Below are 25,959 nucleotides of genomic sequence, written 5' to 3'. Positions count from 1 at the left end.
ACGGCATCCTTGTTAATGGGATGCCGTTTTTCTCGTCATTCTTCAGTTTGAATTTTTTTCGGTACAAGATCAAAAATGTCATGTTCCTCAAAAGCGTCGATGAGGCGGTCTAGCCACTCATAATAATCTCGAATATACAAAATCTTTTCTTTGTCGATTTTAGCTTTTTCTAACACTTCAGGACTAATGGTCTCGTCATTAATAAGTTCTTCAAGTTCATTAAGTGATCTTCTGATGGCTCTTGAATGCAGTGATACAGAACTTCGCCATCTACTATTAAACATATCGATAAAACTTTGATACCAATCGTCTTTCACTTCATATAAGTCTTTTCGAACGCCGCGTTCCCATACGCGGTCGACTAACTTTGCTTCGGCTAGCGCACGTATAGATGTGCTCATACTCGTTTTGCTCATTCCGAGTTCTTCCGACATATCGTCGAGTGTGAGGGGACGATCTTGAAAGAACATCATTCCGTATTGTCTTCCAGCAGAAGGTGGGAGGCCGTATAGATGAATATTTTGCGCAATCGACTCTGCAATCCGTTTACGGGCCTTTTCCAATCTTTCTTTCCCATCCATTTTCCGCAACTCCTTATAGCTAAGGGCTTTATGCAAGCTTATTCTAGCTGTTTTCTTATAGCGTAGTACAGTTTTTCTGGAAAAGCAATTTATACTGTTTAAAGTTTGTACAGTTTTAACCGTATATTCAATTTAAATTGTAAAAACGGTTGTATTACAAAGTTGTTACAGATATACTAGTAGAAATTACAGATAGATAAAGAACTATCTTGTGGGGAGTGTAAGCATGACAGAACAAATTGCCAAGAAAAAAATCGAAGTGAAAGATGCTACGAAAATTTTCGGCAGAAACAGTAGGAGAGCAGTACAGTTATTGAACGAAGGAAAGACGAAGGAAGAGGTATTAAAGGTTGCTGGCGCGACAGTTGGCGTTAAGAATGCGTCATTCGATGTTTATGATGGAGAGATCTTCGTCATTATGGGTTTGTCAGGTAGTGGGAAATCGACTTTGGTCAGGATGCTAAATAGACTAATTGACCCGACAACCGGTCATATATTAATAGATGGCGACGACATTGTAGCAATGAATAAAGAACAACTTCGTAATGTTCGACGGAAGAAAATAGGGATGGTCTTTCAAAATTTTGCTCTTTTCCCGCATAGAACAATTCTTTCGAATACGGAGTATGGATTGGAAATCCAAGGTTTTTCGAAAGAGGAAAGACAAAGTAAAGCGAAAGAAGCGTTACGGCTAGTTGGACTTGCGGGTTACGAAGAACAATACCCATCCCAGTTAAGCGGTGGCATGCAGCAACGGGTTGGTCTTGCGCGCGCACTTGCGAATGATCCAGATATTTTACTAATGGATGAAGCATTTAGTGCATTAGATCCACTTATTAGAAAAGACATGCAAGATGAATTATTGCAACTTCATAACGATATGGGAAAGACCATCGTTTTCATTACGCATGATTTAGACGAAGCGCTTCGAATCGGCGATCGTATTGCGTTGATGAAAGACGGAGAAATCGTGCAAATCGGAACACCCGAAGAAATTCTGATGAGTCCATCAAATGAATACGTGGAACGATTTGTTGAAGATGTTGATTTGTCGAAAGTATTGACGGCTGGGCACATTATGAAACAAGCAGATACTGTTCAAATAGACCGAGGACCTCGGGTTGCACTGCGACTTATGAAACGTCTCCGAATTTCTTCAATTTATGTTGTTGATAAAAAAGGGAAATTGCTCGGTGCAGTCATGGCACAGGATGCTTTAGAAGCGACGGACAAAAATTTGTCGCTCGAGGAAGTGCTTATCACTGATCTTCCAATGGTTCCTGAGGACCGCGTTTTAACGGAGTTGTTCGACATCGTCTCGACAGCGACGATTCCAGTTGCTGTCATTGATGAGAAAGAACGTCTTCGCGGCATCATTATCCGGGGCGCTTTTATCGGTGCATTGTCGGGGAATGGCCAATTCATTAATGGAAATGGTGTTGTGGATTCGGTTGAAGAAATGAATACAGAGGTGAATGGAAATGGATAAACTATTACCAAGAATTCCGTTCTCTGAGTGGATTGACAGTGGTGTAGATTGGCTAATTGATAATTTCGGGTCGGTTTTTGACGGCATAGCACTCGTTTTAAAAACTATGGTTGAAGGATTTGTAGATGCACTCGCAATCGTCCCTTCAATCCTGCTCGCTATAATATTTGCAATCGTGGCATGGTTAATTTCCACGAGAAAAATAGGGGTTTTCACGTTAATCGGATTTTTGTTCATCGATTATTTAGGATTCTGGTACGACATGCTTCAGATGTTGGCGCTCGTTCTTACATCTGTCGTGTTCGCAATTGCGATAGGAATTCCCATTGGAATATGGGGATCACAAAAAACAACAGTACGTAATATTATCAACCCAATTCTGGATTTAATGCAGACAATGCCCGCATTCGTCTACTTAATTCCAGCAATTTTCTTTTTCAATATAGGGGTTGTCCCCGGTGTTGTGGCATCTGTAATCTTCGCAATGCCGCCGACAATACGTTTAACAATGTTGGGAATTGAACAAGTGCCTAAGGATTTGATCGAAGCGACAGAGGCATTTGGTTCCACATCGTGGCAAAGGTTGAGCAAGATTCAAATACCGCTCGCCAAACCAACTATTATGGCAGGTATAAACCAAAGTATTATGCTTTCGCTTTCAATGGTTGTTATCGCTTCAATGGTAGGAGCACCAGGACTTGGTGAGAAGGTCTACCGAGCAGTAACGCAGTTAAAGACCGGAGTGGGTGTTGAAGTAGGTGTCGCCATCGTAATCGTTGCGATTATTTTGGACAGAATCACTCAACATGCCGGATCTAAAAAACAAGGGGGAACAGATTCATGACAATCAAGAAAAAAGTTTTAGGACTAGGAGCAGTTGCATTACTTGCAGTTGGATTAGCCGCTTGTGGTGACGACAAAAAAGAAGATGGAGTTGCTGATTCAGTAGGCGATTCGGTTGATTATAAGATTACTGGGATCGACCCAGGTGCAGGTATTATGGAAGCAACAGACCGCGCGCTTGCTGATTATGAATTAGACAAATGGGAAGTTGTATCAGGTTCTGGCGCTGCAATGACTGCAGCATTACAAAGAGCATATGACAAAGAAGAGCCGATTATTGTCACGGGATGGTCACCGCACTGGAAATTCGCGAAATTTAAATTAAAATACCTTGAAGATCCAGAAGGTTCATTTGGCGGAGCGGAAGAAATTCACACAATCGGACGCTTGGGGCTCGAAGAAGACTCTCCCGAAGCTTATGAAATCCTTGCTAACTTTAAGTGGACCGAAGAAGATATGGCTGAAGTAATGGTTGAAATTATTGACGGCGAAGATCCGGAAGTCGCAGCCCAAAACTGGATTGATGCAAATGAAGATAAAGTTGCAGTTTGGACTGACGGTGTTGACAAAGTAGACGGCGATGAGATCAAGTTTGTCTATGTTGCTTGGGATAGTACAATCGCAAGCACGAATGTGATATCACTCGTGTTGGAAGATATGGGCTATAAAGTAACGACATCACAAGTTGAGGCAGGTCCAATGTGGACAGCTGTTGCTGATGGAAGCGCAGATGTGTTGCTTGCGGGTTGGTTGCCAGTCACTCACAAAACTTACGCAGAAAAGTTTGAAGGCAAGTACGACGATATTGGTACAAGCATGGAAGGCGTAAAAATTGGTTTAGTTGTCCCATCATATATGGACATCGATTCAATTGAAGATTTAAAAGAATAATTTTTAAAAAATAGACTCAGTTCCGAGCAATCGGGCTGAGTTTTTTTGATTTAATTATTCGCCTATGTTATCGTTGAAATAGCATATAAATACAAACTCTTCGGGGCAAGGTGAAATTCCTTACCGACGGTAATTGAGCAAAGAAGAATTGTACTGCATTCTTCTTTGCTCATAAGTCCGTGACCCGTCCTTCTTTTTTCGAGGGCGGTGGAGCTGGTGAAAGTCCGGCACCGACAGTTATAGTCTGGATGGGAGAAGTTGTTTGGAAAGCTTATATGCAATGCTTAGGGCTTTGTCCTTTTCAATTCCTAATTGAAAGGGGGAATACCCATGGTTTAAGACCGTTTTATGACGATTGCTCTAAAATTTGCCCGTACTACAACAGGACAAACTTGCCGAATCAACATGTTGGCATATTGATTGTGTAATTCGGCCAGATTTTGGCTTCTTAAGGTTGCCGGGATACGAGTTCATCACTGGCATATTGCAAGAAGAGGCAGAGCAGTTAAGCCAAGCATTTTTTAATTTTTATCAAATACGGTAAACTATATGTCACTTTGAAAGCAGCCGCCACCCTGGATGGTAAACTTTCGGGCGCAATTGGGGACAGCAAATGGATTACATCAGATGCAACAAGAACTGATGTCCATCATCTTCGCCATACCCATGATGCGATTTTAGTCGATGTATAAACCGTACTCCATGATAATCCTTTCCTCACCACCCGTTTGCCCCATGGTGGAAAGAATCCAATACGTATTATTTTAGATCGATGTCTTCGGACACCAAAAACTGCGCATGTTATTACTGTGCTGTTTTGTTTGAATGCAAAGTTCGCGTTCAAAAAGCTTTGTAGAAACAATTATTTTCACACTCGATTCTGCTAAGTCAGAAACGGATTTTTCAGCATATCCACTTATCACAACCCGAGTCGATTTCTGAAGAAGATGATTTCTTGAAGAAGTAAAAGCGTCTTGCAACGGTGCTTCTTTAATTATGAATGAAACAAGAAAGAAAATTGCCCAGAGCATCTCGCTTCAATTTGTCGAAGTGAAGATGATTGGTCAAGATGTAAGGCTTCACGCTCGCTTTACGAAGGAGGAACCAAATATGTTCACTGGAATTGTTGAAGAAATTGGAACTGTGTCCAGAGTTACGCCAGGAGCAACTTCACTTCAACTTGCTATTACATGTAGGAAAGTGCTCAGTGACGTGAACAAAGGCGATAGTATTTCTGTAAACGGTGTTTGTTTAACGGTCTCGAACTTTTCGAGTGATCATTTCACTGCTGATGTGATGCCGGAAACGGTAAAAGCTACGACACTTCATGAATTACGTGCAGGAAGCGCGGTCAATTTAGAACGTGCAATGTCAGCAAATGGACGATTCGGGGGTCACTTTGTTAGCGGTCATGTCGATGGTACGGGTGAAATTATTTCCGTTCGAAACGTTGCGAATGCGGTTTATATGGAAATTGAAATTGACCCAGAGTTGTTGAATTATTTTATCCCGAAAGGTTCGGTTACGGTCGATGGAACGTCTCTAACTGTTTTTGGCATGACCGATTCAGGTTTTATTATATCTTTGATTCCCGTGACTCAAGAAGATTCCGTGATTGGACAAAAACGCGTCGGTGATAAAGTAAATGTTGAATGCGATATGTTGGCGAAGTACATCGAAAGATTAATGACAAAAAAAGAAGAGAAGCCAAGTGGCAGTGTAACGATGAACACGCTTATTGCGACTGGATTTTTAGATTAAGGAGTTGGGTGAGACTTGTATGCAACTGTAGAAAAAGCGATTGAAGAACTTAAACTAGGAAAAGCAATTATCGTTGTAGATGATGAAGATCGTGAAAACGAAGGGGATTTCGTCGCGCTTGGCGAATTTGCGACGCCTGAAATGATCAACTTCATGGCAACTGAAGGCCGTGGACTGATTTGCGTGCCGATAGAAGAAGAAAAAGCGGCACAACTCGATTTGAATCCGATGACTGAAAACAACAGCGATGTTTACGGAACAGCTTTCACGGTTAGCATTGACCATTCTTCTGTACATACGGGAATTTCCGCGTTTGAACGGTCTGATACAATATTAAAAATGCTAAGCAGTGATGCAAAACCGACTGATTTTATAAGACCGGGGCATATCTTCCCATTAGTTGCTAAAGCAGGCGGTGTTTTAAGACGTACTGGACACACAGAAGCTGCGGTTGATTTAGCTAAATTAGCAGGTTCCGAATCGGTTGGCGTCATTTGCGAAATTATGAATGCAGACGGTACGATGGCTAGAAGCTTGCAATTGAAAGAAATCGCGGAACGCTTCGATTTAGTCATTTTAACGATTAAAGATTTGATCGCTTACCGTCGTAAAAACGAAAAGCTGATTGAACGCGTTGTAGATGTTAAAATGCCGACAGAACATGGCGATTTTAAAGCCGTTACTTTCATTGAGACTTTAACGGGACGTGAACATATCGCACTTGTAAAAGGCGATATTAAAGGCGCCTCAAATGTGCTCGTTCGTGTACATTCAGAGTGTTTGACAGGTGACGTTTTTGGTTCATGCCGCTGCGATTGCGGTCCGCAACTTCATGCGGCACTTGCACAAATTGAAAAATCCGGAAAAGGTGTTCTTCTTTATATGCGTCAAGAAGGGCGAGGAATCGGTCTTGTCAATAAAATGAAAGCCTATAAATTGCAAGAAGAAGGCTACGACACTGTAGAAGCGAATGAAAAATTAGGTTTTCTAGATGATCTTCGCGATTATGGAATCGGGGCGCAAATCTTGCGTGAACTCGGCTTGACATCCATTCATTTATTGACAAACAATCCAAGGAAAATCTCTGGACTCGAAGGTCATGGACTTGAAATTACAGAGCGACTTCAAATCGAAATGCCTGTAAAAGAAGAAAATAAACGATATATGGAAACGAAGAAAAATAAACTAGGTCATGTATTGCATAATTAAGGGGGAATTATAATGGGAACTATTTATGAAGGACATTTAGTGGGTACTGGGTTAAAGATTGGAATCGTCGTTGCAAGGTTTAATGATTTTATCACAGGTAAACTTTTAAGTGGTGCAGAAGATGCGCTGCGTCGTCACGGCGTTAATGAAAGCGACATCGCCACTGCTTGGGTGCCGGGTGCTTACGAAATTCCGCTCGTTGCGAAGAAAATGGCTGCTTCAGGTAATTTTGATGCAATTATTACACTGGGAACGGTGATTCGCGGAGCTACGCCGCATTTCGATTATGTTTGCAGCGAAGTTGCCAAAGGGGTTTCGGCCATTAATATGCAAGAAGGAATTCCTGTTATTTTTGGTGTTTTAACGACAGATACAATTGAACAAGCTATTGAGCGTGCAGGCACGAAAGCCGGAAATAAAGGTTGGGATGCGGGAACTGCAGCGATTGAAATGGCTAATTTGTTGAATCAACTCGAGGTATAATCTAATATTAAACAAAAAATCTCAACTCGGTTAATTCGAGTTGAGATTTTTGTTTATTCTTCCGAAACAAAATCATCTTTTGCCGCACCAAGACCGACTAATAAAATAACGAAGGTCGCTGCGATTAATAATAATAGCGGGAATGTCCAACCGTTTGTTAGGTCAAATAGAAGACCGAAAACTGGCGGACCGGACGCTGCAAGTAGATAACCGAAAGATTGCGCCATTGCCGATAAGTCAGCTGCTTCGAAAGAGTTGCGCGTACGGAGCGAGAAAAACATCATTGCTAGACCAAAAGCAAATGCTGCCGCTACGCCGATTATGATTACTGATGGTAAGACAAGTAAAGTTCCTCCAAACAGAATCCCCGAGAGTCCAACTGTCATCAAAACGAATGTGAGCCAGACAAGCGGAATTTGGTTTTTCATGCGCCCCGCAATAATCGGTGCGATGAATGTAAAAGGTAATTGCGCGAATTGAATAGCAGATAACATCCAACCGGCTTGGCTCGATTCCATTCCTCTACTTTGTAAGATAACGGGTAACCAAGCGACCAGACTATAAAATAATAAAGACTGCAATCCCATGAATATGGTGATTTTCCACGCGAGTTTAGAACGCCAAAGTGACTTTCCTTTGACGCCATTTTGTCCGGGCAACGCGCCGTTTTGCCGATTTCGAATTTGCGGGATCCAGATAACAAGGGCTACGACGGCTAATATTGCCCAAATGCCAATAGATCCTTTCCATCCGAAACTACTAGACATGGCAATCGGGATGCTCAAACCAGCCGCGAGCGCGCCAGTTAAATTCATAGAGATTGAATAAACTCCCGTCATCATTCCGATATTATTCGGGAATTTCATCTTGATGAACGCCGGCATAAGCACATTGGCGATGGCGATTCCAGCACCCATAAGAATTGTACCTAGATAAAGTGTTGAAAACCCGCCAAATGGTCTTAGAATTAGTCCAATTGAAAGCACAACCAGCACGAAAAACAAAACCATTTCCATCCCGAATCTTCTGGCTAAACGGGGCGCGAAAGGTGATAATATCGCAAATGCTAGTAAGGGTATTGTCGTTAATGTTCCGATTGCCGCATTCGAGATCCCTAGACTGTCACGAATCGAAGCGACAACAGGTCCGACCGCTGTGATGGGTGCACGCAGATTAGTGGCAAGAAAAATAATTCCAACGACAAGAATTATTATACTGGCTGTTGAACGCCGCTGCTCTTTTTCGTTCTTAACAGGAACGCTCATGTGACTTCCTCCTTATGTATAAAGCCTGCTATTTCAGCTATGTAGAAAGTTGCTTCAATAGAAAACTTTATCAGTTATATGGAGGAATGTAAATGGTAGTGTCTGAATGTTAACATTCCAATTGAGGTGGTGGCCACCAAAAAGTGGGGACAATTGTTAGATTCCATTGTAAACGTTGATTTCCGTTCCGGGCGGACGCGTTCCACGGGGCGGGCGGTGAGCCTCCTCGGTCGCTAATTGCGCTCCACTGCGGGGTCTCACCTGTCCCGCTACATCCCGCTGGAGTCGCCGCCCTACACTACAATCAACTATATATTTCACTATATAGGGATGTGACCAAGTGAAAAGCAATGGAGTCCAAGTGCACAACAATCACACCTTATTCTTCCAATAAATTACCTTCAGCGGGAATTGGGTTTTCCTTCAACATTCGGGCCATATGAATCGTGTTATAAGCAAGCATTTCAACATGCTTTTTAGTAAAGTCGTTATTTTGCCCTGCATCTATATAAGAGGGACCGGGGCCTGCTTCTCCAACCCAATAAGTATCCACGTTTGGAGGGACGACAAAGCCGATATGGGATAAGCCGTATAAGATGGATGCGGATGCGTGTTTCGCGCCGTCTTCATTTCCCGTCACGATTACGCCGCCCACTTTGTTATAATAAATGGCTTGTCCTTTGTCATTGGTTTGTGAACTGCTTCCATATAAACGTTCAATGGCCAGCGTGGCAATGCTGCTTTTTTCACCGAGCCAAAGGGGCGTTCCGATAATCAGAATATCGGCTGCTTTTACTTTTTCAAAAATAGACGGCCATTCATCGCCTTCGCCCATATCTGGAGCGATGCCGTAAGCAATATTGTAATCGGCCAATCTAATAATCTCAGACTCGACATTTTCATTCTTATAGATCATTTGAACTTTTTCAGAAAGTGCTTCTGTATGCGATTTATCTTCTGAACTTTTTAGTGATGCAATCAAAAATAATGCTTTAAGATTACTCATGAGATGCCTCCTATAATAATCTGCGTCATTACTTTGTTATAGACGGAAGGAACCAAAGTCAAACATGCTATTTCTCGCGATATATTGGAAAGATAGTTATACTAGTAAATAGAATAAGTAATGAAAAGGGGTCCAATCATGACAAATCAAACAAATGACAACCTACCAGAAAAATCATGCTCAATCGAGCGCCTTGTGACGATTGAAGCGGATGTCGAGAAAGTATTAAACGGCGAGAAAACAGCGACGAGACGTAATGGTGTTTATGCCCACCCTGGTGAAATCATGGTATTGAAGTATAAAGAATTTAAAGTCGATGCGGTGTATGCGCAAACTCTTGGCGAAATGACGGATGAAGATGCAAAAACAGAAGGATATACGAGCATGGAAGATTATAAGGAATCCATTTTAGCGTTACATCCGAAAATGCCTTGGATACCAAAGATGAGCGTCTGGGTTCATGAATTTAGCCCCGTAAAGAAATGATTACGTATGAAACTAGACTTTTATGCTCTAATTATATTCATACATGTTGTTAGTGCAGTACTTTCCATTGGTCCATTATTTATTTTAATGCCAACAATTAAGCGATTGCGCGGTGTTGACATGGATGTAGAGACCGCGTATTTATCCATCGTCAACGTAGTAATCCGTATTGTCATGCATGCCGGACATGCGCTTGTAGTGTCCGGTGTCTTGTTATTGATTTTCGGACCATGGCCATGGTACACGTCTTGGGTAGTCATGACAGTTGCGGTGATGCTTCTGTCGGGTTTATTTCTTTCTAGAGGATTCACATTCGTCCTGCGACGTTTTCACAGGCCGGGGGAGAATAAAAACAAAATCCTTCATCGGTTAAATCAAACATCATGGATTTACATCGGACTTATGCTGATTATGCTTTGGCTTATGGTGCAAAAACCGGTGCTTTGGTAATTTACATATGAAAAAGCGCATCTCAATGAGTTGCGCTTTTTTTATTGCTTAGACAACTATAAAAGTATAATACAGCGGAAACTATACGATAAAATACATTTCCATTATTTATTCCCGTTGCGCGGCAGTTTGATCTCATTGCCCATGTTCTTCCCGTATCTGACCAACATTTTTTATTGGATAAAAACTAACTGACACAATGGCCACGGTTGTTTGTCTCAAATATTGTTTGAAAACCAATGAAAAAGGAATAATAAATACGAATTAACAAATGGTACAAAGTAGATGCCGTAAAAAATGGAGGAGAATTAAATGGGTAGGCTTATCCGAAGAATTATAAAATATGGACCGATCATTTATCCGATTGTCGTTAAAATAGTGAGAAATAGAAAGAATAAAAAAGTTGTGCGGTAACTAGAAGAACATAGAAGAACAAAGCTTGTCATGATTGGGAATTTCCAATCATGACAAGCTTTTATTTTTTTCACGTGTTGCGAAAATGTTGGATTCATATAAGCAAATCTATATTAATATTATAAGACAAATAGGGAGGCGGAATGTAGAGTGTTATGGTTGCACGGAGTCGAGAAATCCTAGATTTTATTAATCTAGCAATCTAGTTATTCCATGGTATTGTAACCGTTGACATGTCAGAATCTTCATAGTAGTATATAATTTAATTGGTAAGTTAAGTTTACTAACCGAATATTATTGAGGTTATGGAGGGCTTATTTTATGCGTAATAAACCGAAAATTGTCATTATTGGGGCGGGTAGCGCAATCTTTGGATTGAGCATGATAAAAGATGCTTTCTCGACGACTGAATTATGGGGAAGCGCCCTTGTTTTAATGGATATCGACAAAGATGCTGTGGAAAAAACTGCGCTTGCTGCCAATCGCATTAATGCTAGTTTGGGTGCAGGCTACCAAATTTCATCTACCACCGACAGGGAAGAGGCATTGCAGGGCGCGGATTTCGTAATCGTATCAATTGCCATTGATCGTGTGAAGATGTGGAAACAGGATTTCGCTGTACCGCAAAAATACGGCATCAAACATGTTTTGGGAGAGAATGTCGGGCCTGGAGCGGTTTTTCACACGATGAGGAATCTACCAATCATCTTGGACATTTGTAAAGATATTGAGAGAATTTGCCCGGATGCTTTATTGATCAACTTTACGAATCCGGAAAGCAGATTGTGCATGGCTATAAAGAAATACACGAATGTCAAAGCAGTAGGACTCTGTCATCAAATAAATGCAGGGATTGAAATCGTATCTACAATCCTAGCGATCGACCGTGAACATATTGATGTAAAAGCTTGGGGCATCAACCATTTCACATGGATAGTTGATCTTAGGGATAAAAGAACTGGGGATGACTTATACCCGTTGTTTCGAGAGAAAGAAGACGCATACGATCCGGAGTACGAGAAGCTATCACGCTTCATTTTCCGACATTATGGATTATTCCCGACATCGGGTGACGGACATTTAGGCGAGTTTTTCCCGTATGCACATGAGTTGATACCAGCCGAAGGATATGATTTTGAGAAATACGAAAAGCGACGTCAAAGTATTGTAAGCGTCCTAGACGGCATCATCAGTGGAAAAATTCCTATCGATGATGAGCTGATTGCTCCTTCTGGCGAGAAAGCTTTCAATATCATCAATGGAATCATGCATAACACAAATGAGTTACTGGATTCGGTAAATATACCTAATGATGGCTACATTTCAAATCTGCCCGCGGATGCAATTGTAGAAGTTCCGGCAATAATTAGTGGGAACGGCGTGAATGGGCTTGCTCTTGGCGAACTTCCTCGAGGCATCGCCGCGATGTGCAGAACACAGGTAGATGTACAGCATCTTGTTGTAGATGCCGGTGTTAAAGGCGATCGCGGGCTTGTCATTCAAGCATTGCTAACAGATCCAAATATTCCGAGCGCAAAAGCTGCATTGAAAATATATGATGAACTGATGGAAATCAACAAAGCTTACCTGCCGCAATTTTCCTGATATCCATACATCAGTAGAAGGGAGAGGAGCGTAATCACCATCAGTCACATTCAAGCAAATCCGCAGTATATGAAATTTATCAATAAGAAAAAGATTCTACATTATATCCAAAAGAATCCAGGGCGTTCAAGAACTGAAATTTCAAAAGCATTATCAATCAGCAAACCGACTATTTCCAAACTTGTTGATGAATTAATCAATGAAGGATGGTTCCGTGAAAAAGAAAGTTCAAGTTCAAGTCCATCTGGCGGGAGAAGAGCTTTCCAGATTTACTTCAATCATAATGCCAAATATATTGTCGGTGTAGATATCGGCGGAACTTCGGTAGAGATGGCTGTCATGAATTTGAAAGGTGACTTCAAAGAGAAAGTGGTTTTATCTACTCAGGAGCATTTGTCAAAAGACCTCGTTCAGATAATCGCAGATAATATCAACTCGCTTATCACAAAAAGCAGTTTGGAAAATAGCCAGATCATCGGAGCGGGAATTGGAGTTCCAGGCATTACGGATGTCGAAAAAGGAATTGTTTTCGATGCACCGAGTTTGGGATGGAAGCATTATCATTTAGTCGAGAAGTTGGATAACCTTTTGCCATTTCCTGTTTACGTCGACAACGATGTGAACGTTGCGGCACTTGGTGAGCAATGGAAAGGCGCGGGGAAGGATAAGAGAAATATTCTGCAGATTACCCTTGGTACAGGGGTAGGTTGCGGAATGATCATAAATGGACAGTTGTATCGCGGTTCATCTTTTGCCGCCGGAGAAATCGGTTATATGGTGACAGACAAGCATGCAGCCGAAGAAGCCTATGACAGCATCTTTTCAGGATACGGCTTTCTGGACAGCCATATCGGCGGACCATCTATTACCAAAAGAATGTTGAAGCACCTGAGGACGGGCGATGAAGAATCCGATGATTGGCCAGCCAAAAGGATTTTCGAATCGGCGATTGCCGGCGATAAAAATGCGCTGAACATCGTTGATGATGCTTTATCCCATCTCGCTTTTGCATTGATTAATGTGATTTCGATCGTCAACCCGGAATGCGTAATCATAGGGGGTGGCTTATCGAAGTCCATGCATCATTTTCTGCCCGAAATCATGTCGACAATCGATAAGCATTTACCGATTGAAACGTCGGTCACAATTACGAAGCTCGATAATGTATCGGTTTTAGGGGCGGCATATCTGGTATTAAAAGAACATGAGTCAATTTTACAGGTTTGATTTCGTTATTAAGGTGACTTTTTAGTCCTTTAAAATAATTTAATAAGAGGGGGATTTCATGGTGAAGAAATGGTGGCTCGGTTTAGTGGCTTTTGGATTGTTATCCGTGTTGATGGTTGCCTGTTCAAATGACAAAGAATCATCTGACAAAGATTCAACTAGTGATGATGGATCCGGTGAGGAAATCGTATTGGAGTATTGGCAGTACGCTTTTGACGCAAAGGTTAAATTAATGGATGAACTGATTAAGGAATTCGAAGCGGATAATCCTGGAATTAAAGTAAAGCAGACTAACTTTCCTTATGATCAATATAATGAAAAGGTAGCTGCGCAAGTACCAGCGGGGAAAGGACCAGACGTCATCAACCTATTTTACGGATGGGTTCCGAAGTATGTTGATTCTGGATATTTACAGCCATTGCCACAAGAAGCATTCCCGCATGAAGAAATTGAAAGTGAGTTTTTCCCATTGGTTGAAGCGACCAAGCTTGATGGTGAATATTGGACGATTCCAACTGCAGTAAGAACGCTAGCATTATTTTACAACAAGGATCTTTTTGAAGAGGCTGGTCTAGATCCAAACTCTCCGCCAAAAGATTGGGATGAGTTACAGGAATATGCTGAGAAATTAACGAAGGCTGATGGCAGTGGACGACTTGAGCAATCTGGTATGGCTTGGGAACCTTCACAGCAAGGACATCAGTGGTTGCGTGACGGTTTAACACGCCAGGCTGGCGGAGAAGTATTGAGCGAAGACAAAAAATCAGTTATTTGGGGTGATGATGCGGCCGGTCTGGAAGCTTTTAAATACTGGTTAAGCTTTCCAACTGATTTAGGCACATCTGAAGTTGGATTCTATACGGATGATGTAACAGCTTTCCTGACAGAAAAAGTAGCAATGAATGTTGACGGTTCATTCCGTATCGGTACGATTAAAAGTGATGCACCAGACCTGAATTACGCAGTAGCTCCGCTTCCTGGAGATAAAGAGCAATCGACAAACGCATCATTCTGGACGAATGGAATCACTGCGAAAGTTGAAGGAGAGAAACTGGAGGCAGCAACTAAATTCCTGAAATTCCTGACAAGCAAGGAAACGATGGAAAAATGGATTGATGCAACTGGTGAATTACCAGCAAAAAAAGAGGTTGCAATGCAGGATAAATATGTCAACGATGAAGTGTACGGCGCATTTATCAATTCATTGCCATTTGCAAATGCTCATTTCTTTGTAGATGAAACTGAAGAACGCCAGCTTGTCATCGACGCAGCAGACAAAGTATTGCTGAAGGGCATGGACGTAGAAGAAGCTTATAAAGAACTAGTAGAAGAAACAAAGATACTACATGAAAGTTATTGGAGCGATAAGTAATAAATAGGAACCAAAGGCTATTCATAGCCTTTGGTTCTATCAACTATCAGGAGGTGCGAAGTGGGAGAGAATCATTCTGCATCGAGCAAGAAAACACATAAGACATCGCTGATACAGAAGTTCAAAGGAAATGTTAAGTATCAAAAATATCTTTTTGTCTATACTTGCCTGTTGCTTCCGATACTATTTTTTCTAGGCATTCGCATACTTCCTACGTTATTCACATTTAACGTGGGTTTTAGGGATTGGAATTTGCTAGCGACTGGCGTAAAGCCATTTATTGGGCTAGAAAATTACCAGGCACTTATACAAGACAAAGTATTTATCAAGTCTGCAGTGAACACATTGATTTATATTGTGATAGGTGTTTCCGGACAATTGTTTTTCGGAATTATTGTTGCACTTCTGCTACATAAAATAAATCGATTCGTCGGTTTTTTCAGGGTGGTTTATTTTATACCCTATGTAACTAGCATTGTTGCCATCAGCTGGGTGTTTCAGTGGATATTGATGAAAAACGGAATTATCAATGATTTATTGATAAAAATCGGTCTATCGCCGCAGCCATTTTTAAACTCGCCGGATCAGGCAATATACGTCATAATCGGTGCGATGATTTGGCAGGCTTTAGGTTTCCAAATGGTTCTGTTTTTAGCCGGATTGGAAAATATCCCTAAGATGCTTTATGAAGCTGCAGAGATAGACGGTGCAAGCCCATGGCAAAAGTTTTGGCATGTGACGGTTCCATTGTTGAACCCGACGATTGTATTCTCAGCCGTAATCGGAAGCATTAACTTCATTCAAGTATCCTTTACCCAAGTCATCAATATGAGTGCGGATGGTACCGGAGGCCCGTTGAACTCCACTATGACAGTAGTAGTGTATATCTATCAGTTGGCATTCCGGAAGTTTGATATGGGACTTGCTTCGGCAGCGACTGTTCTGCTGTTTCTATTCATTTTGGCATTGACCTTATTCCAAATGAAGGTTCTGACTAGGAAGTTCGATTACTAAAGAGGAGGGTGCACGAGAATGAAAGTCGGAAAGATTTTAACGTATTTAGCATTGATACTCGGTTCCATTATTATGTTATTTCCCTTTGTTTGGATGGTTTCTACCTCTTTAAAATCGCCAATTGATATCTTTAGTCTGGATATTATACCGGAAAATATAACCTTCAGTAACTATATTAAAGTGATGGAAGAAAGTTTATTTGCCAAGTGGTTTATAAATAGCTTGATTATCGCAACAGTCACGACGATAAGTGTCGCATTTTTTGATACACTCGTCGGCTATATCATAGCCAAGTTCGCCTTTGTAGGCCGCGGTGTACTGTTCATCCTCATATTAAGTACACTGATGGTTCCGACGGAAATGCTTATTATTCCATGGTATATGATGAGTTCCGATTTCGGATGGACGGATTCGTACTGGGGAATCTTGTTTCCAGGACTGATGACAGGATTCGGTGTGTTTTTAATGAGGCAATTCATGGAGCAGATACCCGATGATTTATTGAACGCGGCACGAATTGACGGCATGAATGAATTCATGATATTTTTCAAGATCGCCATTCCGCAAGTTTGGCCAGCACTGGCTGCTTTAAGTATCTTTACATTCCTGGGTAACTGGAATGCGTTCCTATGGCCGTTGATCGTTATCGAGTCTGAAGCACTCCGAACGCTGCCTGTCGGTTTATCTTTCTTCTCGTCGGGAGAAGCAGAGTCGCAGTGGCATTTGATCATGACAGGCTCAACTATAGCGGTTATTCCATTAATCTTGGTATTCATCCTTTTACAGCGACATATCATTTCTGGGATTACTTTGACTGGAATGAAATAATTTTTGCATAAAAATAGTCTCTAAGGTTTTTACACCTTAGAGGCTATTTTATCGAGAATAAACGCTGGCGCAACGAGAATAACCAGCCCCGCATCGAGAGCAAACCGTAACGCAACGAGATTAAAAGAACGGGGCCGGCGCAAGATATTTAGTTATCTTCCATCCCATAGCTAATCAAATTCGTGAAAATTCGGTAGCCGCCAGGGACTTGATTATCGATTTGGCGATAGAAGACCAGGTTTGTATACAAGTAAGTTCCTTCGCCGTACTCAGCCATTAATATTCCACTCGTGAATGGATCTTCGCCTGGGTCAGCCATGCTTACAAATGTTTCATAACGGTCATCCCAATTCATCGGGAAGTAGAGTCCGCGTTCTTGTACCCAATTATCCCAATCGCTGTTTGTAATGTTATTCGGGTAGTTGAATAACTTATGTTCTGGCTGCGTCATAGTGACTTCGGCATTTTCGTCAGTTACGCGCCAACGGATCGACGGGATTCCAATTTCTAATGGGTAGGGAGCAGTCGTCTGTGTATCCCAGTTGTCTCCCGGTTTATGGTATTGAACAACCAAATGTCCGCCGTTCTCAACGTATTCATGCAATCGATCATTGTTTTGGACCAGATCCGCGCGGGAAAGATTCGCTCTGATTCCCGTGACAATCGAATCGTATACAGATAGATCTGCTGAAGCAAGATCTTCTTCCGATAGTTTTGTTATGTCAAATCCTGCATTTTTCAAGTCATCAGCAATTGTATCAAATCCACTTTCGATATAACCTACTTTTAGATTATCCGGTTTCAATAGTTCGAACGCGACTCCATTGATGGCGGATGAATAAAGGAAATAAGCATCGTTGATGTGGTCATACTTAATTTCCTGTACGGTGTTATCGAATGTATTTCCATTAGATGTTGCAAGGACGTCAATTGAAAAATTACCTTCCGCTACCTCACTGGCAGGGTGAATACTAAAATCTACTTCTTTTTCTTCAAAACGTTCTGTGAAACTGACATCAACTTGTTCAGGTTCGCTTGTCCATCCCTCAGGAAGATCCAAAGAAACGGATGCGTTATTTTCTCCATTGAAGTAATTCTTGACGCTTACGGTTACAGGAACCTCTACTTGTACATCAGCCGTATTGATCATCAAGTTCACTGGATTGGATGAAATGCTGATTTCTGGAAGGACAGCCACTGTGTTATCAAGTTCTAAAACGGTTTCGGCTTCAGCACCGTTTTCTTTAAACATGATTTTAGATTGAATAATTGACTCATCATATGGGTGGAAATATTCTTCGTCGTTTGGTATTGTCACATTAAAAGTGACTGTTTTTGATTCGTTCGGTTTTAAATGGTTTATTTCTTCGTTCGTATTAATCTGCCAATTTTTCGGTGCCAATAGAGATGGTTTGATATGCTTGATCATCTCGTCACCTTCGTTGGTGATTGTCATACTGACAGTTGTACTTTCTCCTTGTGTCAATACGTCTGAATCAATCATCGTTTCAACTTTCAAACTTGAGGAAACAAAGCTGACTTCCTGTAATTGTTCTTCTTTTAACTCTAATTTATGGAGCAAATCATTTTTCAAAGATGCATCCATTTTAGCCTTGTTAATTTCTGTGATGAGCTTCTGAATATCTATTAAAGCCTTTTGCGATTTGGGTAAAATCAAGCCGCGTTTAGGATAAAGGTCAATAATATCATCCAGCTCATTTTGCAGTTTTTGCAAATGAACGCGTAAATTATTTTGTGGTACAAGTTGGGCCCAATCTTTCAAGTTATACGGAATACCTGCAAAGAGACCATTGCTCTCGGTATCAACCGCATCATCAATGAGTTCTAGATGGGCTTGTCTAGGTTCCGCGGGAAGGTCTCTACCCATTCCTTGACTCTTATGCAAGTACCTTGAAGCTTCACCAAGCTGCGGATATGTCATTTGATAGATTGGATCATAGTCACCGATTTCAATGGATGTTGTGGCGGTGTCTTCCGATTCAGCTGGCAGATAAAGCTTTTTGATTTGCCACACGGACAAACCTTCATCCAGTTGTTCAGGGAAAACGGATGGATCCGCTGCATCTTCAAATGTTTGTTCACTTAAAATTGTCATCGCTCGATGATGTCCATGCTGGTTGTCGACATCACGGAAGGACGGCATAACAATGTCTGGTTGGTACGTTCTGATGAATCTTATAAGTCGTTCATAGGTTAATTCCTCTCCCCATTTTTCTAGGGTCTCTTCAGGTGATTTGGAAAAACCGAAATCATAGATAGGGTCCGAAGTTGTTTCACTTAAATGATAGGCCTTCACTCCGGTGATTTTGGCTGCCTCTATCATTTCATTGGATCTGATGATTCCAAGACCGTCGCCAAGTTCTGTGCCAATTTCGTTCTGGCCGCCTTCACCGCGATTGGCAATGACGCTCGCTGACTTGACGCCAAGCCCTCTGGATAAATAGGCGAGCAGGTCACTTCGCTCATCATCCGGATGCGCGCCAGTATTTAGAAATGTGACGGTTGTACTAAGCGGCTTTACTGCGTTCCATAAATCCACATCCGGAGTTGGCTGATTATCAGCCTTCCCGAGGAGGGGAGTCATCGAAAGCAGCAACAAGAGAGACGCCATTACTTTAAATAGTTTTCTCATTATTGTAACCCCTTTCATTCTTTTATTAGCAAATGAAATCGTACAATAGATGATGATAATTTCTTTTTGGTTAGTAAAGTTAACTAACAAAGATGTCATCATTCGCTTATGATTAACCCTATCAATTCGTTTGTATATTGTAAATATTATAAAGGTTCTATTTATTTGGGTGGTAAATGTCTTGAGTTTAGTGATTCAGAAGGCGGTAGTCCTTTCGCAACGGGATGTTTTACTCCTTTTAAGATTTATTTCAATGATGGGGTAGATACTCTTCATCATTGAAATAGATTCCTTAAAACAATTCTATTTATCGTGTGGCAATAAACTCCTAGAGTCTGCTCCTACCTCACATACTAAAGCTTGCGAATCACAAATCTGTTTTTTGGTAAAGTTGGCAGTCGCACATGATTTACGGATAAGTCTTGAAAATCCGGTACATCATATTGCAATTCATTCACAAGAAAGGACAGCGATGATTTCATAATAACGACAGTCGCTTCCTCTCCTGGACAGCGGTGGCCGGCATTTGGATCTCCGCCGCCTTGAGGAACAAAATCATATAAATCTTTTTTTCGGTCATTAAATCGATCCGGTTGAAATTCATATGGCATGTTCCAAAGTTCCGGGTCGTGATTCACCCCGTGCAGGTCGATTAAAACCGAAGTTCCTTTTTTGAAATGGAAACCTTTCCATTGAAAGTCTTGACGGACCATTGCGCCTAGAAAAGGGGCGAAAGGATAAAAACGGCGAACTTCTTGGACAAACATTTCCAAGTATTTTCCGTCGCCATCTTTCAGCTTGCCGTTATTAATAGGATAATCATGAAGCGCAAGGGCTCCGAATGCGACGAATCTCGCCACAGCTACAATCGGTCGAAGAATATTAATAAGTTCAACAGCGGCTATTTGCTTATTCAGATGATTGCCTGATTCATCGCGATGTGTTGCTATCGTGTGGATTGCAGTATTTTCATTCGCAGCCAATGACCCATTACGGTAATTTTCAATAATGGTCCTTATCCAACACTCAGTCCGTTGTCTTGCATTTTTTCCTTCTTGATAACGCGGTCCGACGCCGCCAATTGCGTCAATCATCGCCCCGAAATCATAGGCGCGACTTGCTACTTCGCTTTCTTTCAATGGAACGCCAGCCCATAAACAAGCCACGCGACATAGAATTTCTTCTGTTTCATCGAATAGAACAATTTCTTCTTGATTCTTCCATTGACCGGCTCTCAATCTCCATTGTTCGGTGGTGATCTCGCCGAGTCGTTTCAATGCAGATTCAGTCATGAGCGAAAGAAACATCAATTTCCGGAGTTTATGCTTTTCGCCGTCCATAGTTTGTACGCCGTTTTGGCCGAAAAGTGTTTTTTGAATACGTTTTGGAACCGCACCTTCTCTTTGGAATAAATCCGAGTCGTAAAATAATGTGACTGCATCTTTTCCAGTCATGCAAATCATTTTCTTTCCCATCAACCTTGTTTCAAATACTTCGGTACCCAGGGCTTTGCATTTTTCGAATATGTAAGGATATCCTGTCGTCAGGAGATTGAACGTATTGTCAACTCCCTTAACCTTAGGCATTTCCATGTCTAGTCCAGCTCCTTTTGAGAGTCATATACAATAGTCATTCCCGGTTCCTGAAACTTTTAACTAGGTAATTGTCGATATCGTTCTGCGACAAGTTTCCAGTCTTGAAGGAATAACTGTTTTAAATTCGGACGACGGCGGATAGCTAGGGGATGATAGGCTACTGTCGTTTCATAACCCAAAACATGATGCCATGCGCCGCGAAGACCTTTCACATCAACTTCATCGTTTTCAAAGAATGATTGAACAGCGACGTTTCCCAAGCAAATAATAAGTTTCGGTTTCTTCTCCTCGAGCTGTTCATGCAAATGCTGCATGCAGATTTTTCGTGTTTGCCCTTTATCATAGGCGCGCGTTGGTTTTCTTTTAACAATATAGGTGGCATATACATCCGATTCTTTCAGACCGACTTTGTTTATCGCTTCTTGTAAAGTTTGTCTCGTTCCACATACAAAAGAATTTCCTTCACGGTCTTCACGTGCTCCGGGATTATCAAGAATGATCATAATCGGTGCTTTTGGATTGCCTTCACCCCAAACCATTCGTGTTCCGTGTTTATCAAGTCCGCATTCACAACAATCCATTAAGTTTTCCGGAGTAGTTTCTTCCGGCCAAGCTGCAGGACAAAAATCGGACACAGGCTTTCATCTCCTTTTAGAGTTTTAGTGTTTCCAAGCACGATAAAGTTATGAATCTTTTCAGACAACTGGTATAATTAGGCATGAAATTCATTATTTCAGGAGGAGTGATGGCATGTCTGTAGATGTTTATTTGAATTTTAATGGGAATTGTCGTGAAGCTGTTGAATTTTATGCGGAAGTATTTGGAACAGAAAAACCAGAAATTATGACTTTTGGAGAAGCACCTCAACATCCGGATTATCAACTTCCGGAAGAAGCGAAAGACTTGGTGATGCACACGCGACTTAATATTAGCGGAAGCAATGTGATGTTTTCTGATGTTTTTCCAGGAAATCCGTTTGTCGCGGGGAATAATATTAGTCTTGCGTTAGTCAGCGAAGACATGGATGAAATCAAATCTGTATTTAGTAAACTATCGGAGGGCGGTACTGTCCGCATGGAACTTCAGGAAACATTTTGGAGTAAGAGCTACGGCAGCCTAACGGACAAGTTTGGAATCGAATGGCAAGCTAGCCATGAAGACCGTAGCGAAATGTAAAAACTGTACTACATAAGGGCAAAGAACTTTTTCTTCTAATGAAAAAGATTCTTTGCCCTTTTTGGTGTTTAGGAAACTGGAATTGTATTGATTGTGGATATCTTCTTACATAAAAGTTTCAAGTCCAGCCCCTCGAGTCACGTCGGTCATGAAACAAAAGGCAAAAGCGCCTTTTGTCCTGTGGGCTTAATTTTCCTGGAAAGACTAATTAATGCGGATTATGAATATGATAATCGTACTACGTGTATTTATTCAGGAGGAATATAGTTGAAGTTAAATATTACCCAAAAGTTAATAAAAGATCATCTCATCACTGGCGAAATGGTGCCGGGTGCGGAAATTGCATTGAAAATCGATCAAACGTTAACTCAAGACGCAACAGGAACAATGGTGATGTTGGAACTTGAGGCGATGGGGTTGGATATTGCCAAAACCGAAGCATCGGCACAATATGTCGACCATAACCTTGTTCAAACAGATAGCAAAAATGCTGATGATCATTTATTTCTACAAAGCGCTTCTCGAAGATTCGGCTTATATTATAGTAAACCAGGCAACGGCGTAAGTCATCCCGTTCATATGCAGCGTTTGGCGAAACCGGGAAAAACATTGCTCGGCTCTGATAGTCACACATGCGCAAATGGATGTATAGGGATGCTCGCAATGGGCGCAGGCGGCCTCGATGTTGCATTGGCAATTGCGGGAGAACCGTTTTATTTACGAATGCCGAAAGTTTGGGGCATCAAGTTAACAGGCGAATTGGCGGAATGGGTGAGCGCGAAAGATGTCATCTTGGAACTTCTTCGCCGACATGACGTGAAAGGCGGCGTCGGTAAAGTCATTGAATATTACGGGCCTGGAGTTGACACATTAAGTGCGATGGACCGTCATGTAATCGCAAATATGGGCGCTGAATTAGGCGCGACGACAACCGTATTTCCATCCGATAGTGAAATCAAGCGCTTCTTGAAAGAACAAAACCGGGAAAACGATTGGGTCGAATTACAAGCGGATAAAGGTGCCACTTATGATATCGACGAAGAAATTAATCTGTCGGAAATCGTGCCGTTAGTCGCGAAGCCATCAAGCCCGGGGAATGTCGTTCCTGCTTCGGAACTGGCAGGGACACCGATTTACCAATCCTATATTGGATCATCTGCGAATCCCGGTTACCATGATTTTGCTATTGCAGCCGAAATTGTGAAGGGAAAACAAGTAGCAGCCGGCGTTTCTTTAGATATTAACCCGACTTCGCGACAAATGCTGACGGATTTATTGAATGAAGGGCATATCGCTAGCTTCATTCAAGCAGGGGGACGTCTCCACCAGGCAGGATGTAATGGATGCATCGGAATGGGGCAAGCGCCGGCTACGGGAAGAAATAGTTTGCGGACGACTCCGCGAAACTTTCCGGGCCGTTCTGGAACATTGGAGGACAGCGTGTATCTTTGCGGAACTGAAACTGCGGCGGCATCGGCATTGACAGGCGAGATTACGGATCCTCGAACACTCGGACCAAAAGCCCCGAAAATATCAGCTACTAAAAATCCGACAATTGATATGAACTTGCTAGAGGCGCCTTTACCCAAAGAGGAAGCCAGAAAAATTGTCATTCATAAAGGTCCCAACATCGCATCGATACCTGAAATGGATGCGATGCCTGATAACTTGCAAATACCGATTTTATTGAAGATGGGAGATAATATTTCAACGGATGAAATTCTCGCAGGTGGATCGCGCGTCTTGCCGTTTCGAAGTAATTTACCAGAGATCAGTAAGTTTGCATTCGAGATTATTGACAAAACCTACTATAAAAGAGGATTAGATAGCGTGGCACACGGCGGTCATGCGATTGTCGCGGGCGTTAACTACGGGCAAGGATCGAGCCGGGAACATGCCGCGCTAGCCCCAAGGTTTCTTGGCCTCCGAGTCGCACTCGTAAAAGATTTCGCTCGAATACACTGGCAAAACCTTGTCAACTTCGGAATTCTTCCCATTACTTTCGTGAACGCGGAAGATTATCAAAAAATGGACGAAGGAGATATTCTCGAATTTTCGAATGTACGAAGTAAAATAAAAGAAGGAAATAAATTTGACATTAAAGTTCAAGGTTCGGATGACTTCATTAAAGTGAGACACGCACTGACGGAGCGGCAAGTTGAAATAATTCTAGTCGGCGGCATGATCAATTGGGTGAAAGATCAAAAGCAACCGACAAGTTAAACTTCGTTTTGCATTATTCGATCAAGGTTTGTACATCCTATTGGCAACAAAGTGATGGAGGGATGACGACAATGGATGGTAAAAACGTATGTGTTGCGTGTGACGGCACCGGCTTGCTTTCGGATGACGAAGGTTGGCAATACCACTGCCAAATGTGTTCAGGAGCAGGTAATACGAACCCGAGATTTAAAGGGCAACCGCCGAAAGTGATGGCTGTTGATGATAATAATCGATTGTTGGATTAAACAACGAAGGGGTAGTGTTGCACATCGCGTGTAGCACTACCTTTTTTATATAAAAAAACTTCCCATGGACAATTGCTGCAACCTTCTGTAATCTTTATGATAATCAAGTAACGGGGGATGATGACGATGGACTTAAAGATTTATAAGGATGCAAATGAGTTTTCATTGAAAGTTGAGCCGATTTTGATTCAGAAAGAAGATGTTAACAGTCTATTTTTAGGCGTTCTACAAGGGATAAAATCGGGACTTTATGAAAATGCTTTTATGGCAACAATTGAAGAGAGAGATAAGGTGATCGCAATATTTCAAATGACACCGCCACATCCGTTAAATCTGATTTTTGTTGATGAAAATCGTTTGGAAGAGAACATGGATTTATTAATACAAAACTTAATGAATCTTAAGATTGAACTCCCATCAATCATTAGTTTAAAACCACGGGCATATCGCTTTGCAGAAAAATGGGAAGCTGAAACGGGAATGACTACTAAACTAGTGATGGACCAAGGATTGTATCGACTTGATCAAGTTGATGACACTTTGGAAAAAAGCCCGGGTATTTGGCGTTTCGCGGAGAGGAAAGACTGCCAGTTGATCGGAAAATGGTATTATTTATTCGCAGAAGAAGCGGGGCTTCCAATCCTTACAACTAAGGAAATTAATGACCGTGTGGCACTAATGGTTAGTAATCAAGAAGTGTTTCTTTGGGAAGATGATGGTGAAATTGTTTCCATGATGAAAAAATCGCGCCCAACAAAGCACGGCGTCACAGTCTCATTGGTCTACACGCCAAAAGATAAACGGAGAAAGGGATATGCGCGGACATTGGTAGCGGCTATCTCTAACGAACTATTAAAAGAATTTGATTTTTGCGTCCTCTACACAGATATGATGAATCCGACTTCGAATAAAATATATAAAGAAATTGGCTATAAGAAAATCGTTGATTCAGTTCAGCTTGGGTTTGAACAGGAAAATGGAATATCCATTTCTACAGAAATAGAAAAAACACGAAACTAAAATCAATGATAAAAGGAAGTCGCGACGACTATAAAGAAGGGTTGGGTATCTCTGGAGAAGAGCTACTCGGATCATTATCAGTGGAGGATTTTGAATAACTAAGAAAAAAATCAATTAAAAAAC

General features: G+C 41.6%; 23 protein-coding genes, 1 pseudogene and 1 riboswitch. Of the genes and pseudogenes, 18 read left to right on the top strand and 6 right to left on the bottom strand.

What is annotated here, in order from left to right:
- Nucleotides 1-35: 35 nt before the first annotated feature.
- Nucleotides 36-581, bottom strand: coding sequence for a GbsR/MarR family transcriptional regulator (locus JSQ81_RS04435; protein ID WP_212606519.1), 546 nt, complete (start codon nucleotides 579-581; stop codon nucleotides 36-38).
- A 226-nt stretch (nucleotides 582-807) separates the two neighbouring features.
- Between JSQ81_RS04435 and JSQ81_RS04430 the strand changes: the two genes are divergently transcribed.
- From JSQ81_RS04430 to ribE (JSQ81_RS04400), 7 genes and pseudogenes are all read left to right on the top strand, one after another.
- Complete coding sequence (locus JSQ81_RS04430) at nucleotides 808-2,070, top strand: quaternary amine ABC transporter ATP-binding protein (protein ID WP_212606518.1); 1,263 nt, start codon at nucleotides 808-810, stop codon at nucleotides 2,068-2,070.
- A complete protein-coding gene (locus JSQ81_RS04425) occupies nucleotides 2,063-2,914 on the top strand; it encodes an ABC transporter permease (protein WP_212606517.1) in 852 nt (283 codons plus the stop codon). The genes JSQ81_RS04430 and JSQ81_RS04425 overlap by 8 nt, the downstream gene beginning before the upstream one ends.
- On the top strand, nucleotides 2,911-3,804 hold the full coding sequence (locus tag JSQ81_RS04420; RefSeq protein ID WP_305849480.1) for a glycine betaine ABC transporter substrate-binding protein: 894 nt from the start codon (nucleotides 2,911-2,913) through the stop codon (nucleotides 3,802-3,804). The genes JSQ81_RS04425 and JSQ81_RS04420 overlap by 4 nt, the downstream gene beginning before the upstream one ends.
- Nucleotides 3,805-3,896: 92 nt before the next feature.
- Nucleotides 3,897-4,068, top strand: a riboswitch (FMN riboswitch).
- Nucleotides 4,069-4,361: 293 nt separating this feature from the next.
- Nucleotides 4,362-4,691 (top strand): annotated as a pseudogene (locus JSQ81_RS20180) (RibD family protein).
- A 223-nt stretch (nucleotides 4,692-4,914) separates the two neighbouring features.
- Nucleotides 4,915-5,565 carry a riboflavin synthase gene (ribE, locus tag JSQ81_RS04410; RefSeq protein ID WP_212607542.1) on the top strand — a complete coding sequence of 217 codons (651 nt, stop codon included), beginning with the start codon at nucleotides 4,915-4,917 and terminating at the stop codon, nucleotides 5,563-5,565.
- A gap of 15 nt (nucleotides 5,566-5,580) precedes the next feature.
- On the top strand, nucleotides 5,581-6,774 hold the full coding sequence (locus JSQ81_RS04405) for a bifunctional 3,4-dihydroxy-2-butanone-4-phosphate synthase/GTP cyclohydrolase II (RefSeq protein ID WP_212606516.1): 1,194 nt from the start codon (nucleotides 5,581-5,583) through the stop codon (nucleotides 6,772-6,774).
- A 12-nt stretch (nucleotides 6,775-6,786) separates the two neighbouring features.
- Nucleotides 6,787-7,257 carry a 6,7-dimethyl-8-ribityllumazine synthase gene (gene ribE, locus JSQ81_RS04400; protein ID WP_212606515.1) on the top strand — a complete coding sequence of 157 codons (471 nt, stop codon included), beginning with the start codon at nucleotides 6,787-6,789 and terminating at the stop codon, nucleotides 7,255-7,257.
- A gap of 53 nt (nucleotides 7,258-7,310) precedes the next feature.
- Here ribE (JSQ81_RS04400) and JSQ81_RS04395 read toward each other — a convergent pair whose 3' ends face one another.
- On the bottom strand, nucleotides 7,311-8,522 hold the full coding sequence (locus tag JSQ81_RS04395; protein ID WP_212606514.1) for a CynX/NimT family MFS transporter: 1,212 nt from the start codon (nucleotides 8,520-8,522) through the stop codon (nucleotides 7,311-7,313).
- 379 nt (nucleotides 8,523-8,901) lie between these two features.
- Nucleotides 8,902-9,528, bottom strand: coding sequence for a flavodoxin family protein (locus tag JSQ81_RS04390; protein ID WP_212606513.1), 627 nt, complete (start codon nucleotides 9,526-9,528; stop codon nucleotides 8,902-8,904).
- A gap of 138 nt (nucleotides 9,529-9,666) precedes the next feature.
- Here JSQ81_RS04390 and JSQ81_RS04385 point away from each other — a divergent pair, with 138 nt between their 5' ends.
- The 7 genes from JSQ81_RS04385 (at nucleotide 9,667) to JSQ81_RS04355 (ending at nucleotide 16,924) form a co-directional block, all read left to right on the top strand.
- The gene (locus tag JSQ81_RS04385; protein WP_212606512.1) at nucleotides 9,667-10,014 is read left to right on the top strand and encodes an ASCH domain-containing protein; all 348 of its coding nucleotides are present in this window, start codon (nucleotides 9,667-9,669) and stop codon (nucleotides 10,012-10,014) included.
- Nucleotides 10,015-10,020: 6 nt separating this feature from the next.
- A complete protein-coding gene (locus tag JSQ81_RS04380) occupies nucleotides 10,021-10,464 on the top strand; it encodes a hypothetical protein (RefSeq protein ID WP_212606511.1) in 444 nt (147 codons plus the stop codon).
- 735 nt (nucleotides 10,465-11,199) lie between these two features.
- Nucleotides 11,200-12,483 carry a family 4 glycosyl hydrolase gene (locus tag JSQ81_RS04375; RefSeq protein WP_212606510.1) on the top strand — a complete coding sequence of 428 codons (1,284 nt, stop codon included), beginning with the start codon at nucleotides 11,200-11,202 and terminating at the stop codon, nucleotides 12,481-12,483.
- Nucleotides 12,484-12,552: 69 nt separating this feature from the next.
- Nucleotides 12,553-13,710, top strand: a complete 1,158-nt coding sequence (locus JSQ81_RS04370; RefSeq protein ID WP_212606509.1) for an ROK family transcriptional regulator — start codon at nucleotides 12,553-12,555, stop codon at nucleotides 13,708-13,710.
- Nucleotides 13,711-13,771: 61 nt separating this feature from the next.
- Nucleotides 13,772-15,082 carry a sugar ABC transporter substrate-binding protein gene (locus tag JSQ81_RS04365; RefSeq protein ID WP_212606508.1) on the top strand — a complete coding sequence of 437 codons (1,311 nt, stop codon included), beginning with the start codon at nucleotides 13,772-13,774 and terminating at the stop codon, nucleotides 15,080-15,082.
- A gap of 60 nt (nucleotides 15,083-15,142) precedes the next feature.
- Complete coding sequence (locus JSQ81_RS04360; RefSeq protein ID WP_249336630.1) at nucleotides 15,143-16,096, top strand: carbohydrate ABC transporter permease; 954 nt, start codon at nucleotides 15,143-15,145, stop codon at nucleotides 16,094-16,096.
- A gap of 18 nt (nucleotides 16,097-16,114) precedes the next feature.
- A complete protein-coding gene (locus tag JSQ81_RS04355) occupies nucleotides 16,115-16,924 on the top strand; it encodes a carbohydrate ABC transporter permease (protein WP_212606507.1) in 810 nt (269 codons plus the stop codon).
- A gap of 148 nt (nucleotides 16,925-17,072) precedes the next feature.
- Here JSQ81_RS04355 and JSQ81_RS04350 read toward each other — a convergent pair whose 3' ends face one another.
- The 3 genes from JSQ81_RS04350 to JSQ81_RS04340 form a co-directional block, all read right to left on the bottom strand.
- On the bottom strand, nucleotides 17,073-19,577 hold the full coding sequence (locus JSQ81_RS04350) for an NEW3 domain-containing protein (protein ID WP_212606506.1): 2,505 nt from the start codon (nucleotides 19,575-19,577) through the stop codon (nucleotides 17,073-17,075).
- Between the two features lie 353 nt (nucleotides 19,578-19,930).
- Nucleotides 19,931-21,169 (bottom strand): CYP152 family fatty-acid peroxygenase CypC, encoded by a 1,239-nt coding sequence (locus tag JSQ81_RS04345; RefSeq protein WP_212606505.1) that lies wholly within the window; start codon nucleotides 21,167-21,169, stop codon nucleotides 19,931-19,933.
- 59 nt (nucleotides 21,170-21,228) lie between these two features.
- The gene (locus tag JSQ81_RS04340) at nucleotides 21,229-21,807 is read right to left on the bottom strand and encodes a uracil-DNA glycosylase (RefSeq protein ID WP_212606504.1); all 579 of its coding nucleotides are present in this window, start codon (nucleotides 21,805-21,807) and stop codon (nucleotides 21,229-21,231) included.
- 115 nt (nucleotides 21,808-21,922) lie between these two features.
- Here JSQ81_RS04340 and JSQ81_RS04335 point away from each other — a divergent pair, with 115 nt between their 5' ends.
- The 4 genes from JSQ81_RS04335 (at nucleotide 21,923) to JSQ81_RS04320 (ending at nucleotide 25,836) form a co-directional block, all read left to right on the top strand.
- Nucleotides 21,923-22,348 carry a VOC family protein gene (locus JSQ81_RS04335; protein WP_212606503.1) on the top strand — a complete coding sequence of 142 codons (426 nt, stop codon included), beginning with the start codon at nucleotides 21,923-21,925 and terminating at the stop codon, nucleotides 22,346-22,348.
- A gap of 267 nt (nucleotides 22,349-22,615) precedes the next feature.
- Nucleotides 22,616-24,571: an aconitate hydratase gene (locus tag JSQ81_RS04330; protein WP_212606502.1), complete on the top strand. Its 1,956-nt coding sequence runs from the start codon at nucleotides 22,616-22,618 to the stop codon at nucleotides 24,569-24,571.
- 71 nt (nucleotides 24,572-24,642) lie between these two features.
- Nucleotides 24,643-24,816, top strand: coding sequence for a hypothetical protein (locus JSQ81_RS04325; protein WP_212606501.1), 174 nt, complete (start codon nucleotides 24,643-24,645; stop codon nucleotides 24,814-24,816).
- 126 nt (nucleotides 24,817-24,942) lie between these two features.
- Nucleotides 24,943-25,836, top strand: a complete 894-nt coding sequence (locus tag JSQ81_RS04320; RefSeq protein ID WP_212606500.1) for a GNAT family N-acetyltransferase — start codon at nucleotides 24,943-24,945, stop codon at nucleotides 25,834-25,836.
- The last annotated feature ends 123 nt before the right edge of the window (nucleotides 25,837-25,959 follow it).

It is taken from the genome of Sporosarcina sp. Marseille-Q4063, assembly GCF_018309085.1.
Lineage (GTDB): Bacteria > Bacillota > Bacilli > Bacillales_A > Planococcaceae > Sporosarcina.
Note: the sequence above shows the minus strand (reverse complement) of the source record. Positions and strands in the feature narration are given on the sequence as shown.